This window comes from Micromonospora sp. NPDC049529, from assembly GCF_055586685.1.
On the sequence record NZ_JBVJHT010000029.1, the window covers coordinates 11,319 to 25,802 of the forward strand.

The window sequence follows — 14,484 nt, forward strand, 5'->3', positions numbered from 1 at the left end:
CCTAGGGCTGTAACCAGGTAACCCGCACTTTATGGCGACTTATGATGGCAGAAGTTTGAAACAGGATTATTAGCGTTTTCGGGTTTGATCGGCGGCCATCCGGCCGATCGCTGTTCGCCCTCGGGAAGGTCAGGGGACGCCCGGCGAGGCCACCGGGACCTGGGGCCCGGCCGGCGCGTCGGGCGTGGCGGGCGGGTCGGTCTCGGGTGCCGCCGGGGTCTGCTCCGCCTCGGTCGGGCTCGCCGTCGGCCGGGCGGTCGTCGGCTCCGGGCTCGGGGTGGCACTCGGCGCGGCACTGGCCGAAGCCGTGGGCCCGGCGGTCGGCGCCGGCCCCGAGGGCGCGTCGGGCGCCGGGGCGCCGGAGGTACGCCCGGTCGGCGCGGGAGCCTCCTCGCCGGCACCCGCGCTCGGGCCGGCCTCGGGTGCCGCCCCGGTGGCGCTCGGCGCGACCGGCGACTTCTGCCGCTCGGTGCCGTCGCCGAGCCCGAACCCGAGTACGCCCAACAGCGCACCGCCGGCGAGCAGTGCGGCGGCACCGGCCAGCAGCACACCCCGGCGACGCGACGGCCGACTCGGGCGCACACCGGCCGGGCCGCCGGCCACCCCGTCGACGGGAGCGACCACGACCGGCATCTCGGGCAACGTGCCCGTACCCGCACCACCGTCCGGACCGGCCGGTCCCGCACCCGCGATGCCACCGGCGGCCGCACCACCGACGGCGGCGATCCCGGCGACCGGTGCGGTGGCCGTTCCGGCCAGGGCGGCCTCGGCGGCCTCGGCCGCCTCGGCGAACGCCGCCGCGCTCGGATAACGGTCCTCGGGCTTCTTCGCCAACGCCCGGGTGATCAGTGCCGCGACCGGTGCGGGCAGGTCCGCCGGCGGGGTCGGCGGGTCGTCGTGCAGGTGTTGGATCGCGACGTCCAGCGCGGTCCGACCGGTGTACGGCGGCTGCCCGGTGAGGCAGTGGTAGGTCACCGCGCCGAGGGCGTAGATGTCGGTGGCGGGCGACACCGGGCGGCCCGCCGCCTGCTCCGGAGCCATGTAGAGCGCGGTGCCGGGGACGGCGTTGGTGCTGGTGATCCGGGTCATGGTGGCGGAGCGGGCCACCCCGAAGTCGACCAGGACCACCGTGCCGTCCGGCTGGATCAGCAGGTTGCCCGGTTTCACGTCCCGGTGCACGATGCCGCTGCGGTGGGCGGCGTCCAGGGCCCGTGCCGTCTGCGCCACCACCGACAGGGTCGGTACGACGCCGAGCCGGCCGGCCGACTCGATCTGCCGGGACAGCGGTTCGCCGTCGACGTACTCCATGACCAGGTAGTCGGCCTGACCACCGGTGTCGAACACCTGCTCACCGCAGTCGTACACCTGTACGATTCCGGGGTGGTGCAGGGCGGCCATCATCCGGGCCTCGGCCCGGAAGCGGGTGATGAAGTCCGGCTCGGCCACCAGGGCAGGCAGCAATATCTTGACCGCGACCTCTCGGTCGAGCAGCAGATCCGTCCCGCGCCAGACGTCACCCATCCCGCCGGTGGCGAGGCGCGTGTCGAGTCGGTAGCGGTCGTTGAGGAGGACTCCCGGGGCCAGCACGATCATCTCCTACCCAACTCGGGGTCCGGTCACTCCTCGATCCACGGTGGAGCACCGGAGCGGTTGGGTCCTGGATCGATCGATGGTAATTGTTGTCTGGGTCGACGGGCGTCACGAGCGTCCGCCCGACCGAGCGCGGAGACGTCCCACCGACGACCGAGAGGCGACCATGGCGCACATCGAACTGCCCGAAGGACTGCCCGGAATCAGCGGACCGCTGGCCCAGTACCCGGAGACCGCACAACCCCTGCTGGCCCTCGCGCAGGTGCTGCTGCGCGGGCCCTCGTCGCTGACGCCCGAGGAGCGCGAGCTGATCGCGGTCCACGTCTCGAACCTCAACGAGTGCGAGTTCTGCGTGGAGAGCCACAGCGCGGCGGCCCGGTTCATGCTCGGGCCCTCGGCCCGAACCGTCGACCTGGTCCGCGCCGAGGGGGACCGGGCACCGGTCAGCGCGAAGCTTCAGGCCCTGCTCACCATCGCCGGAAAGGTACAGGCCGGCGGCCGTTCCGTCACCGAGGCCGAGGTCGCCGCCGCCCGGGCCGAGGGCGCCGACGACCAGGCCATCCACCACACCGTGCTGATCGCCGCCGCTTTCTGCATGTTCAACCGGTACGTCGACGGCCTGGACACCTGGCTGCCGCCGGACGTGGACGCTTACCGCGGGATGGGGGAGGCGCTCGGCACCCACGGTTACACCCCGGCGATAGCGGCGCACTGATCGTGAGCCCGTTTCGCGCTGAGGGTCGGAGTTCGTCTGATAGACACGAGGAGGTGGCGCTCCCGACAGCCTGGCCGGTGAGGGTCGGATTGAAAACCGACGGCGAGGGTAGTTCCAGTCGATCGAGCGTAGGGAGATCGATGTCGTGATACCGGCCGAACTCGACACGCCGGCCGTCCTGCGCGAGTTGTCCGACGCGGAGGGCTACCTGGCGAAAATCTGCTTCAAGACCGGACCACCGATGCTCAGCGGCGTCGAACTGGAATGGACCGTTCACGACCGTACGGACCCGGCCCGACCGGTCGAACCGGACCGACTACGGGCCGCCCTCGGACCGCACGCACCACGCACCCTCGATCCGGCCGCCACCCCGTTGGCGCTGCCGGGACACGGCACCGTCAGCGTCGAGCCCGGCGGGCAGGTCGAGATCTCCTCCGCCCCCCACCGCTCACTACGCGCCCTGTACGCCGACACCGGCACCGACATCGATCGGCTCACCGAACTGCTGGCGACCGCCGGCCTGACTCTCGGCCACAGCGGCATCGACCCGTACCGCCCGCCCACCCCCGTGGTGGAGACTCCCCGCTACCGCGCGATGCGGACCGCCTTCGACCGGCGCGGCCCGGCCGGGCGGACCATGATGTACAGCACCGCCGGCCTCCAGGTCTGCCTCGACGCCGGCACCCAGGAGGGCTTCCGGACCCGGTGGGACGCGCTGCACTGGCTCGGACCACCGCTGCTCGCCGCGTTCGCGACCGCCCGGCACCACGCCGGCGGCGACAGCGGCTGGGCCTCGGCCCGGATGGCGGCCTGGTTCGCCATCGACCCGCCCCGGACCCGGCCCGCCTGGACCACCGCCCGCGCCGGGGCCGACCCGGTCACCGCCTGGTCGGCCTACGCGCTCGGTGCGCCACTGCTCTGCGTACGACAGCCCGGCCGGGACTGGCTGGTGCCGGTCGGGATCACCTTCCGCGACTGGATCGACGGCGCGTTGCCCCGGCCGCCGACCGAGGAGGATCTCGACTACCACATCAGCACCCTGTTTCCCCCGGTACGGGCCCGCGGCTACCTGGAGGTCCGCTACCTCGACGCGCAGCCACCCGGTGAGTGGATCGCCCCGGTCGGGGTGCTCGCCGCGCTGCTCGGCGACGACCACGCGCTCGGCCTCGCCCGGGAGGCGTGCGAGCCGGTACTCGACCGTTGGGACGCGGCGGCCCGGCGCGGCCTGGCCGACCCGGCGCTGGCGAGGGCCGCCGCCGCCGTACTGCGGGTGGCGCTGGCGGCGGTGGACCGCACCGACCTGGAGCCGGAGACCCGCGACCGGATCAGCGACATCGTGCAGCGGCGACTGGGCGCCGCGGACAGGAGACGACCATGATCTCTGCGGAATCGGACCAGGATCTCCGGGTGCGGATCGCGGGCGAGTTGGAACGGGCCCGTAGCCGCAGCGCGCTGCTCACCGAGGCGGTCGACGAGACCGAGCTGATGCGTCAGCACTCGCCGATCATGTCGCCGCTGGTCTGGGACCTGGCCCACATCGGCAACCAGGAGGAACTCTGGCTGGTCCGCGACGTCGGCGGCCGGGAGCCGGTCCGCCGGGACATCGACGACCTGTACGACGCGTTCAAACAACCCCGCCGGGACCGGCCGGCGCTGCCGCTGCTGCGACCGGACGAGGCCCGGTCCTACCTGGTCACGGTCCGGGACAAGGTGTTCGACCTGCTCGACGGGATCCGGTTCGACAGCCGCCGGCTGGTGACCGACGGCTTCGCGTTCGGGATGATCGTGCAGCACGAGCAGCAGCACGACGAGACGATGCTCGCCACCCACCAGTTGCGGATCGGTCCGCCGGCCCTCGCCGCGCCCCCGCCACCGGCGGCCGTGGTCCCGGTCTCCGGCGAGGTACGGGTGCCCGGCAGCCGGTTCACCATGGGCACCTCGACCGACCCCTGGGCGTTGGACAACGAACGTCCCGCGCACGTGGTCGACGTACCGGAGTTCTTCATCGACGCGGCTCCGGTGACCAACGGCGAGTACCTGGCGTTCGTGACCGGCGGCGGTTACGACAACGAGCGCTGGTGGAGCGGGCCGGGGTGGCAGCACCGGCAGGAGGCGGGACTGACCGCGCCGCTGCACTGGCGGCACGACGGGTCCGAGTGGGGTTACGTCCGCTTCGGCCGGTACTCCCCGCTGGTCCTGGACGAGCCGGTGGTGCACGTCTGCTTCTACGAGGCCGAGGCGTACGCGGCCTGGGCCGGCAAGCGGCTGCCGACCGAGGTCGAGTGGGAGAAGGCGGCCCGCTGGGACCCGGCCACCGGCCGGTCGCGGCGGTACCCGTGGGGCGACGCCGATCCCGGTCCGGAGCAGGCCAACCTCGGCCAGCGGCACCTGGCACCGGCACCGGTCGGCGCCTATCCGGCGGGGGCGTCGCCGCTCGGCGTACACCAGCTGATCGGGGACGTGTGGGAGTGGACGTCGAGCGGGTTCGAGGCGTACCCGGGCTTCGCCGCGTTCCCGTACCGGGAGTATTCGGAGGTCTTCTTCGGCAACTCGTACCGGATGTTGCGGGGTGGTTCGTTCGGCACCGACCGGTCGGCCTGCCGGGGCACCTTCCGTAACTGGGACCTGCCGATCCGGCGCCAGATCTTCAGCGGCTTCCGCTGCGCCCGTGACCCCCGACCGGAAGAGACCGCCGCGTGAGGCAACGGCACGCGTACGCTCACCGCCCGAGGCGTTCGGGTGCCGGCTGATGTGCCGGCACCTGGCCTACCTCGGTCCACCGGTGCCGTTGGCCGCCCTGCTGCTCGACCCGCCGCACGGGCTGGTCCGGCAGTCCTGGGCTCCCCGGGACATGCGCGGCGGCGGGACCGTCAACGCCGACGGCTTCGGCGTCGCCTGGTACGCCGAGGACCCGGAGCCGGTACGTTACCGCCGGGCGATCCCGATCTGGGCGGACGGGGCGCTGCCCGCGCTGGCCGCGTCGACCCGGTCCGGGGCGGTCCTGGCGGCGGTCCGCTCCGCCACCGTCGGGATGCCGGTGGTCGAGACGGCGGCGGCACCCTTCGCCGAGGGCAGGTGGCTGTTCAGCCACAACGGGGCGGTGCCCGGCTGGCCGGACGCCCTGGTGCCGCTGGCCGACGGGCTGCCGATCCGGGACCTGCTCACCCTCGACGCGCCGACCGACGCGGCGCTGCTCTGGGCGCTGGTCCGGCACCGGCTGCGCACCGGTGCGCCACCGGAGGTGGCGATCGCCGCGACCGTACGGACGGTCGCCGCCGCCGTACCGGGTGCGCGGCTGAACCTGCTGCTCACCGACGGTCGTACGGCGGTCGCCTCCACCGCCGGCCACGCCCTGTCGGTACGCACCGGCCCCGGTTCGGTGCTGATCAGCTCCGAGCCGCTCGACGACGACCCGGCGTGGACCGGGGTACCGGACGGCCAACTGGTCGTCGCCACCACCGACGACCTGCAACTGCGACCGATAGGAGAGTTGGTGTGACCGCGGATCCGCTGGAGATCTATCTGGAAGAGCAGGACCTGGCCCGGGCACTGCGCGAGGATGTCCGGTTCGGGCTGACCGCGCAGCCGAAGTGGCTGCCGCCGAAGTGGTTCTACGACGCGCGGGGCAGTGAACTGTTCGAGGAGATCACCCGGTTGCCGGAGTACTACCCGACCCGGACCGAGCGGGCGATCCTGGTCGACCACGCCGACGGGATCGCCCGGATCACCGGGGCGAAGACGCTGATCGAGCTGGGGTCGGGGTCGTCGGAGAAGACCCGGCTGTTGTTGGACGCGTTCACCCGGCACGGTGAGCTGGGCACCTTCGTACCGCTGGACGTCTCGATCAGCGCGTTGCGCCAGTCCACGGCCGAGATCGCGCGGGCGTACCCGGGCCTGCGGGTGCGGGGGCTGGTCGGTGACTTCACCCACCAGCTCGACCGGCTGCCGACCGGCGGTAGCCGGCTGGTGGCCTTCCTCGGCGGGACGATCGGCAACCTGCTGCCGGTCGAGCGGGCCGAGTTCCTGCGGTCGATGCGGTCGGCGCTGGAGACCGACGACTGGTTGCTGCTCGGGGTGGACCTGGTCAAGGACCCGGCGGTGCTGGTGCCCGCGTACGACGACGCGGCCGGGGTGACCGCCGAGTTCAACCGCAACGTCCTGGCGGTGATCAACCGGGAGCTGGGGGCGGACTTCGATCCGGCCGCGTTCGAGCACGTGGCGATCTGGGATCCGGAGCACGAGTGGATCGAGATGCGGTTGCGGGCCACCCGGCCGAGCCGGGTCCGGGTGCTCGACCTCGACGTGGACTTCGCGGAGGGGGAGGAGATGCGCACCGAGGTGTCGGCGAAGTTCCGGCCCGAGGGCATCACCGCGGAGCTGGCCTCGGCCGGTTTTGTCGTCCGGTCCTGCTGGACCGACGAGCGGGACCTCTTCGCGCTCGTCCTCGCCCGGGTGGCCTGACCGCGACCGTCACCGGGGACGCCGGCCGCGCGGGCGGGCCGGCGTCCCGACCGACGGGAGGTCGGTTAGGATCGGTTCCGCGAAGGGGAGTAGCTCCCAATGTCGTGGTCGACATACTGGTGCGCGAGCATCCGGCCACGCGGCCTCACCACGGTGAGGCGGGCGAGACCTTCGACCAGGCTGTTCAAGCCGGGTCGAGGTCGATCGCGCCCTGGACCCGGTCCCGACCGGGAAGGGTTTTCATGGAGGGCTTTTTCGTTGCCCTGGTGGTCAGCTTCGGCGTGATCTTCGTGGCCGAACTGGGCGACAAGTCGCAGCTCATAGCGCTGACCTTCGCCACCAGGTTCAAACCGATGCAGGTGCTGATCGGCATCACGATCGCCACCGCGCTGGTCCACCTCGCCTCGGTGGCGATCGGCTACGGGCTCGGTGCGACGTTGCCCACGGGCTGGATCGCGCTCGGTGCCGGGGTGGCGTTCCTCGGTTTCGGCGCGTGGACCCTGCGCGGCGACAAGCTGACCGAGGAGGAACGGGCCAAGGCCGAACGGACCAAGCGGTCGGCGATCATCGCCGTCTCGGTCGCGTTCTTCCTGGCCGAGCTGGGCGACAAGACGATGCTCGCCACGATCACGCTGGCCACCCAGTACGGCTGGTTCGGCACCTGGGTGGGCTCGACGGTGGGCATGGTCGCGGCGGACGCGCTGGCCATCGTGGTCGGCCGGATACTCGGCCGTCGACTCCCGGAGAAGGTCATCAAGTACGGCGCCGCCGCGCTGTTCGCGCTCTCCGGCCTCTGGCTGCTGCTCGACGGTCTGAAGCAACTGCTCTGAGCCGATCCGGCCTACTCGGCCCGACCCGGGGTATCCGCCGTCCGGCGTGACGTGCGCCGGTCGGGCCGAGGGAGCCGGATTGTTCGAGGATCTGCTGCGTGACGTCTCCGAGGAGCTGGTCACCGTCGTCGAGGCGGTGGGCGCGTGCGTGATCTTCGTCGGGGCGGTCTGGGCGGCTCTGCGGTTCCTGGTGCTGGGCGTACGGCACCGTAGCGCCGCGGTCTTCACCCCGATCCGGCTCGTGCTGGGTCGCTTCCTCACCCTCGGCCTCGAATTCCAGCTGGCCGCGGACGTACTGCGGACGGCGGTCGCCCCGAGCTTCAACCAGATCGGGCAGTTGGCGGCGATCGCCACCATCCGGACCGCGTTGAACTACTTCCTGCGCCGCGAGATCGAGCAGGAGCAGCGCCAGATCGCCGCGCGTGGTTCGACGCCCGCCGGTTCCGGGCCGGCGGCACAGCGGTGATCCGCTCGATGGCGATCGGAGTGATCACCGCCGCCGCGCTGGTGTCGGGGGTGGTCACACTGCTGACGGTCCGTTCCTGGCGCACCGCGCTGCGGCTGCTGCTGGACCTGCTGACCGCGGCCAGCCTGCTCCGCCTCGTGTCGGCGGAGCACTGGACCGACATCGCCACCGCCGGGACGATCGCGCTGTTGCGTACGGTGATCGGCTCGGTCCTGGGGAGCCCGGCCACCGGCATGGGCCCGACCGGCCCGCGACCCGACCCCGGCGCGGCTCCGAAGCCCTCCGGCTCGGCCTCGGCCCCGCCGCCACCGTCCGGCTGAGCCTGCGGCCCCGGCCGTCCTCGGCCCCGGCTCAGCGGTGCGTCGGGTGGCCGAGGGCGGTCGCGGTGTCCGGCGGCAAAGCCTGGGTTTCCCAACCCACCGTCTCCGCCGTGCCTACCGTGAGTGGTGCTCGGGCCGGTCCGGCCCGGCACGACGTGGCCCCGGCCGTACCCGGCGGGGGCCGAGGAGGAGGCGTGCGGCGATGACGAAACCGAAGCCCGGGGACGGGGCCCGCCACGACGAGCCGAACGAGTACGGCTTCGCCGGTGATCCGTCGCTGCCCGCGGTGGAAGAGCCGAACCGTCCGGACGAGCTCGACGAGGCGGAGGAGGTGGCGGTGCCCGGTGACGACTTCACCGAGGGCCTGACCGAGTCCCTGGAGGACACCGAGGATTCGCCCCGCCCACCGGGTGAGGCCCACCCGCCGTCGCGCTGACCGGGGCTGTACCGGGGGTTCGGTGATCGATGACCCCCGACGCGGGGGGCGGGCGAAGGTGGCTTCGGCAATATCGGCCGTGTTGCGGCGAATCCGGGTGCAAGGGCGGTTGCGTCCTTTACATTCGGTTCGGCACTGAATATGGATGGTATGGATCTTTTTCATACTGTCCGAGTTCGTGGGCGTGGTGAACGCCCTCATGCCGGATCAACCGTTAATGCCGCAGATAGGGAGGTCTGGCCTGATGGATCTGCGCACCCACCTCGCCGTTGTGCGTCAACGCTGGTGGCTCGTACTGGCGACGGTGATGGTCGGGCTCGGCGCCGCCGGCCTCGTCACCGTGCGTACCGAGCCGCTGTATACCTCGTCGGTGACGTTTTTCGTGACGACGCAGAGCCAGGGCGTGACCGACGCCTACCAGGGGGGCCTGTTCCTCCAGCAACGGGTCAAGTCCTACGCCGACCTGCTCACCAGCGACCGGCTCGCGCAGGCCATCGTGGCCGACGGACCGGTGGGACTGACCGCCGACGAGATCCAGGGGCGGATCAGTGCGCGGGTGGAGGCGAACACCGTACTGCTCCGGGCCACTGTCACCGACAGCGACCAGGCGCGGTCGCTGCGGCTCACCGAGGCGGTGGCGTCGCACTTCGTCGGACTGGTGCAGCGGCTGGAGACCCCACCAGGCGCACAGGAACCACCGGTGAAGATCGAGACGGTCAGCGGTCCCCGGGTCAGTGCCGATCCGGTCTCGCCCCGGCCGGCCCGCAACCTCGCCGTCGGCGGTGTGCTCGGTCTGCTGCTCGGGATCGCGCTCTGCGTGCTCCGGGGACTGATCGACACCACCGTCCGTGACGGTGCGACCCTCCAGCAGCTGACCGGCAGCCCGTTGCTGGGCCAGATTCCCTGGGACGTCGAGGCGCTCACCGCGCCACTGATCGTCGGTACCGCGTCCCAGTCCGCGCGGGCGGAGGCGATGCGCAAGCTGCGTACGAACCTGCGGTTCGTGGACGTGCACGAGTCGGCGCGGGTGATCGCGGTGACCAGTTCGGTCCAGGGCGAGGGCAAGTCGACCCTCTCCTGCAACCTGGCGATCTCGCTCGCCGAGGCCGGCTGGCAGGTCCTGCTGGTCGACGCCGACCTGCGTCGACCGAAGATCGCCCAGTACCTGGGGCTGGAGTCGGGCATCGGCCTGACCGACGTGCTGATCGGCGAGGTCGACGTCGCGGACGTGGTGCAGCCCTGGGGGGACAAGTCACTGCTGGTCCTGCCCGGTGGGTCGATGCCGCCGAACCCGAGCGAACTGCTCGGCTCGAAGGGGATGGCGGACCTGCTGCGGGCACTGCGCGAGTCGGCCGACATCGTCATCGTCGACACCGCCCCGCTGCTGGCGGTCACCGACGCCGCGGTGGTCGCGGTGCAGACCGACGGGGTGCTGCTCGCCACCAGGCACGGCAAGACGACCCGGGCGCAGGTGGCGACGGCCACCGAGGCGCTGGAGGCGGTCTCCGCGCGGGTGCTCGGCTGCGTGCTGAACATGGCCAAGGTGGCCAGGTCGGACAACCACCAGTACGAGATGTACCGGACCATGGTCGCGGAACCGCCGCCGGCCGCGCCGGTCTCGGCGGTGCCGGCGGCCCAGGAGATCGACTGGCCCGGTGCCGACCTGCCCCCGGAGGGTCCGCACCCGGACGAGCGGGGCCCGCTGCGGCAGGATCCGCGCGCGGTGGGCACGACACCGACCCAGGAACTCACCCGGATACCGCGATGAGCCCCACCGTCGGTCGCAGCGAGCGCTCGATTTCGCGTACGCAGTGACGGAACTCCGCGATCGGCAGTCCCACCGGGTCGGTCAGGTCGTCGTCGTCCGGCCGGGCGGGAGGTTGCAGACCGGCTCGGGCCCGGCTGGCCAGCGCCACGGCGGCGTCGAGTCGCCGCAGCGGGTCGCGGTGACCGTCCGGAGCCGCCCAGCCCTGCTCGACCGCCGCGGTGGCGAGCCGGGCGAACTGGCGCAGGGTGAACGTACGGCGCAGCGCGGACGGGGCCAGCGAGACGCAGGTGGTCCGCTGTGCCCTGGTCGCGGTGAGGATGAGCCCGGCGGTGCGCAGCTGCTCGGCGTGCAGTGGCCGGCTGCGGAACGCCTCCGGGTCGGTGCCGCGTTCGGCGGTGAGCCGGGCGGCGTGCGGGTGCATCGGATAGCCGGGCACCGCGTGGGTGCCGGCACTGGTGACCGGGACCGCCGACGCCTCGCCGCCGAGCTGTTGCGCCAGCAGGTCCCGGGCGACGTACTCCGCCATCGGGGACCGGCACAGGTTCGCGTGGCACACGATGAGCACCCCGCCGAGCATGTCTCCTCCTCGCTGCTCCGGCGCGCTGGATGGCCGGTAGCCCACCGGGTGCAACGAGCGGCCGGGCGCCGCGATCCGCACCGGTTGCCCCGGCTGCCGCATCCGTCGTGAGCTTTACTCACGACTAGACACATATAGGCAATAAAAAGCCGGTACGACAGTGAAGCAACAAATCAGCGTGCTATAGAGATCTGTAGCAATTACATCCTTATGGTCGTTTTGCCCAAGCTATGGAGTGTGTTGGTGTGACGCAGGGCGTTTCTGCCTCGATGCATCGCTCTCGACACCGGTCCCGCCGGTCCCGGTCGAGAGCGCGGCTACGACGTACCCTGATCAGCGTTCTGGTGGTCGCCTGCCTGCTGTTCCTCGGCGTCGGCTGGCTCGGGCTGCGCGGCTGGCAGGCGCGGGGCCACCTGCTCAGCGCCGCCGGCCTCGCCCGTGAACTGGGTCAGCAGGTGCTCGCCGGGGACTCCGAACAGGCCGCCCGTACCCTGTCCGCGCTCCAGAGCCAGGCCGGCGCGGCCCACTCCGCCACCGGCGACCCGGCCTGGCGGGCGGCCGGGCACACGCCGTACGCCGGTGACGACCTGACCGCCGTACGCGAGATCGCCGCCGCCGTCGACGACCTCGCCCGGCACGCCTTCCCGTCGCTGCTCCGGCTGGACCTGGCCAGCCTGGTGCCGAAGGCCGGTCGACTCGACCTGACCCGCTTGCAGGCCGCCGCACCCGAACTGAGCACCGCCGACACCGCCGTCCGGCAGGCCAGCGTCCGGGTCGCCGGGATCCGTCCCGACGGGCTCCAGGCACCGGTCCGCGATGCGGTCGAGCAGCTGCGCACCGAACTGGGCAAGCTGGCCAACCTCACCTCCACCGCCCGCCACGGTGCCGTGCTGCTCCCACCACTGCTGGGCACCGACGGCCCGCGCACCTACCTGCTCGCCTTCCAGAACCTGGCCGAACCGCGCTCGACCGGCGGCATCTTCGGCGCGTACGCGGTCCTGCGGGCCGACGGCGGCAAGGTGCAGATCCTCAAACAGGGCGCCGCCGCCGAACTGGGCGGCTTCGACACCCCGGTCAGCAAGCTCGACCCGGACATGCGGGGCCTCTACACCGACCTGCTCGGCATCTACCCGGCCGACGTGAACCTGACCCCGCACTTCCCGACCGCCGCCGCGCTGTTCCGGGAGATGTACCGGCTCCGGACCGGCACCGTCGTCGACGGAGTGCTCGCCACCGACCCGGTGACCCTGTCCTACCTGCTCGACGCGATCGGCCCGGTGTCGGTGCCGAAACACCCGACGCTCACCTCGGCCACCGCCGTGAAGACGTTGCTCTCCGACGCGTACGACCGGATCGATGCGCCCCGCGACCAGGACAAGTATTTCGCCAGCGCGGCGATGTCGGTGTTCGACGCCCTGCTCACCCGTTCGGTGGAACCTCGCAAGCTGCTTGAGTCACTCGACCGTGCGGTCGCCGAACGGCGGATATTGTTCTGGAGCGCCCATCCGGCCGAGCAGGACGACCTGGTCGACACCCGAGTGTCCGGAGTGCTCCCGGAGCGGGAGACGGTGCCGACGGTCGGTGCGTTCCTCAACGACGGCACGGGGTCGAAACTCGGCTACTACCTGACCCGCTCCGCCGAACTGACCGTGGGTGGTTGCCGCCCCGACGGCCGGCGCGAACTCAAACTGCGGCTCACGCTCGGCTCGACCGCGCCGAGCAAGGGCCTCAGCGACTCCGTACTCGGTCTGCAACTTCCCGGAGACCCGTACCGCAACCGGGTGGTGGCGTACGTCTTCAGCCCGGTCGGCGGTGCTCCGGTGCGCGCCCGGCTCGACGGCGCCGCCACTCCGATCGGTGCCGGTACGGAACGCGGTCGCCGGGTCGCCGTACTCAGCGTCGACATCCCGCCCGGCGAGAGCCGGGAGCTGGAGGTCGACCTGCTGACCCCGGTGACCCGCAGCGGCGCCGTCGACCTGTGGTTGACGCCCGGCGCCACGCCATGGACCACCCGTGTCAATCCTGCAACCACGTGTGAACAGTAGAGAGAGGATCCATCATGCGGCTCACCCGCATCGTCGCCTCGGCCATGGCGGCATTCGTCATGGCCGGCGCGCTTGCCACCATGACATCCAGCCCGGCGGCCGCCCAACCACAACCGCCCTATCCACCGCAGCCACCCGTGTTGACCCTGAGCGAGTCGACCGTGGTGGTGGGCGAGGAGGTCACCCTGTTCGGTCGGTTCTACGGCCCGACCGAGACCGTCGACATCGTCTTCACGCCGCAGACCACGGCGGCCGGCGCGCCCGAGCGGGCCGCTGTTCGCCACGACACCGGCGCGACCATCGCCATGGTGCCGGTCTCCTACCCGTCGGGCCCGCCGCCGGCCCTGGTCGCGGTGACCAACGCCGAGGGCGAGTTCCAGATCACGTTCGACGCGGACTGGAAGGGCACCTGGCTGATCACGGCGACCGGTCGTGAGTCGGGTCTCAGCGCGAGCGTCGTGTTGACCGTTGTTCACCGGCAGTTGCCGGTCACCGGTAGCTCGCTCGGGCGGCAGCTCGGCATCGGTGGCGGTCTCCTGCTCCTCGGTGTGGTCCTGGTCATGCTGACCGTGGTCCGCCGCCGTCGGGGCGGTGTCCGGGCCGGTACGGCCTGACCCACACCGCGGGGAAGATGGCCGATCTCCCGTGGGTGACATGTCGCGCCTGAGCGCCGGTCGGATGAGCGAGTGCTTGTCCGACCGGCGCTCGTCCCTGTCCGAATCTCGTGGATCTCTGGACCCCTTCTGTCACGAGTCCGGCCACAATCGACAGTGTGACCCGGCCACTGCTGTTCCTCGATGTCGACGGGGTGCTGAACCCGTTCGACGGCCCCTGCCCCGCCGGATTCGTCGAACACGACCTGTTTCCCGGTGAGGAGCCGATCCGGATCAACCCCGGTCACGGCTCCTGGATCACCGAACTGGCCGGAACCTTCGACGTGACCTGGGCGACCAGCTGGAACGACGACGCGAACCACATCCTCGTACCCCTGCTCGGCATCCCCGCGCTGCCGGTGCTCACGATGCCGCCGGTGCCGTTCCACCCGAACGCCAAGGTTCCGCTCGTCGCGGCCCTCGCCGGGCACCGGCCGACCGCCTGGATCGACGACGCCCACACCTACGAGGCCCGGACCTGGCGGGACAGCCGGACGGCACCGACGATCCTGGTCACCGCCGATCCCGCCGTCGGTCTCACCCGCGCGTACGTCGACCGGCTCCTGACCTGGGCCGCCGGCCTCGAAACCGGTAACTGACCCGAAGTCCCTCCCACCGCCGGG

Annotated in this window: 15 protein-coding genes; 13 read left to right on the top strand and 2 right to left on the bottom strand. The window is 71.7% G+C overall.

Annotated elements, in window-relative coordinates; all coding sequences use genetic code 11:
• Positions 1–129: 129 nt before the first annotated feature.
• Positions 130–1,593 carry a serine/threonine-protein kinase gene (locus ACZ6QQ_RS34030; protein ID WP_465881920.1) on the bottom strand — a complete coding sequence of 488 codons (1,464 nt, stop codon included), beginning with the start codon at positions 1,591–1,593 and terminating at the stop codon, positions 130–132.
• A gap of 163 nt (positions 1,594–1,756) precedes the next feature.
• Between ACZ6QQ_RS34030 and ACZ6QQ_RS34035 the strand changes: the two genes are divergently transcribed.
• The 10 genes from ACZ6QQ_RS34035 (at position 1,757) to ACZ6QQ_RS34080 (ending at position 10,586) form a co-directional block, all read left to right on the top strand.
• Positions 1,757–2,305: a carboxymuconolactone decarboxylase family protein gene (locus ACZ6QQ_RS34035; RefSeq protein ID WP_465881922.1), complete on the top strand. Its 549-nt coding sequence runs from the start codon at positions 1,757–1,759 to the stop codon at positions 2,303–2,305.
• A gap of 136 nt (positions 2,306–2,441) precedes the next feature.
• Positions 2,442–3,683, top strand: a complete 1,242-nt coding sequence (egtA, locus tag ACZ6QQ_RS34040; RefSeq protein WP_465882040.1) for an ergothioneine biosynthesis glutamate--cysteine ligase EgtA — start codon at positions 2,442–2,444, stop codon at positions 3,681–3,683.
• A complete protein-coding gene (gene egtB / locus ACZ6QQ_RS34045) occupies positions 3,680–5,005 on the top strand; it encodes an ergothioneine biosynthesis protein EgtB (protein WP_465881924.1) in 1,326 nt (441 codons plus the stop codon). The genes egtA and egtB overlap by 4 nt, the downstream gene beginning before the upstream one ends.
• Before the next feature lie 49 nt (positions 5,006–5,054).
• Positions 5,055–5,804, top strand: a complete 750-nt coding sequence (gene egtC / locus ACZ6QQ_RS34050; RefSeq protein ID WP_465881926.1) for an ergothioneine biosynthesis protein EgtC — start codon at positions 5,055–5,057, stop codon at positions 5,802–5,804.
• A complete protein-coding gene (egtD, locus tag ACZ6QQ_RS34055) occupies positions 5,801–6,766 on the top strand; it encodes an L-histidine N(alpha)-methyltransferase (RefSeq protein ID WP_465881928.1) in 966 nt (321 codons plus the stop codon). Before egtC ends, egtD begins: the two co-directional genes overlap by 4 nt.
• Before the next feature lie 242 nt (positions 6,767–7,008).
• Positions 7,009–7,596: a TMEM165/GDT1 family protein gene (locus ACZ6QQ_RS34060; protein WP_465881930.1), complete on the top strand. Its 588-nt coding sequence runs from the start codon at positions 7,009–7,011 to the stop codon at positions 7,594–7,596.
• 79 nt (positions 7,597–7,675) lie between these two features.
• Positions 7,676–8,062 (top strand): DUF1622 domain-containing protein, encoded by a 387-nt coding sequence (locus ACZ6QQ_RS34065; RefSeq protein ID WP_465881932.1) that lies wholly within the window; start codon positions 7,676–7,678, stop codon positions 8,060–8,062.
• An 8-nt stretch (positions 8,063–8,070) separates the two neighbouring features.
• The gene (locus ACZ6QQ_RS34070) at positions 8,071–8,382 is read left to right on the top strand and encodes a hypothetical protein (protein WP_465881934.1); all 312 of its coding nucleotides are present in this window, start codon (positions 8,071–8,073) and stop codon (positions 8,380–8,382) included.
• Between the two features lie 202 nt (positions 8,383–8,584).
• Positions 8,585–8,818, top strand: coding sequence for a hypothetical protein (locus ACZ6QQ_RS34075; RefSeq protein WP_465881935.1), 234 nt, complete (start codon positions 8,585–8,587; stop codon positions 8,816–8,818).
• Between the two features lie 244 nt (positions 8,819–9,062).
• Positions 9,063–10,586 (top strand): tyrosine-protein kinase domain-containing protein, encoded by a 1,524-nt coding sequence (locus ACZ6QQ_RS34080; RefSeq protein WP_465881937.1) that lies wholly within the window; start codon positions 9,063–9,065, stop codon positions 10,584–10,586.
• On the opposite strand, the gene ACZ6QQ_RS34085 is transcribed toward ACZ6QQ_RS34080, so the two are convergent.
• Positions 10,567–11,265 (bottom strand): arsenate reductase/protein-tyrosine-phosphatase family protein, encoded by a 699-nt coding sequence (locus tag ACZ6QQ_RS34085; protein ID WP_465881938.1) that lies wholly within the window; start codon positions 11,263–11,265, stop codon positions 10,567–10,569. The two genes, ACZ6QQ_RS34080 and ACZ6QQ_RS34085, sit on opposite strands and share 20 nt — an antisense overlap.
• A 242-nt stretch (positions 11,266–11,507) precedes the next feature.
• Here ACZ6QQ_RS34085 and ACZ6QQ_RS34090 point away from each other — a divergent pair, with 242 nt between their 5' ends.
• From ACZ6QQ_RS34090 to ACZ6QQ_RS34100, 3 genes are all read left to right on the top strand, one after another.
• Positions 11,508–13,208, top strand: a complete 1,701-nt coding sequence (locus ACZ6QQ_RS34090) for a DUF4012 domain-containing protein (protein ID WP_465881939.1) — start codon at positions 11,508–11,510, stop codon at positions 13,206–13,208.
• A gap of 14 nt (positions 13,209–13,222) precedes the next feature.
• Positions 13,223–13,822, top strand: a complete 600-nt coding sequence (locus ACZ6QQ_RS34095; protein ID WP_465881941.1) for a hypothetical protein — start codon at positions 13,223–13,225, stop codon at positions 13,820–13,822.
• A gap of 158 nt (positions 13,823–13,980) precedes the next feature.
• Positions 13,981–14,460: an HAD domain-containing protein gene (locus ACZ6QQ_RS34100; RefSeq protein WP_465881943.1), complete on the top strand. Its 480-nt coding sequence runs from the start codon at positions 13,981–13,983 to the stop codon at positions 14,458–14,460.
• The last annotated feature ends 24 nt before the right edge of the window (positions 14,461–14,484 follow it).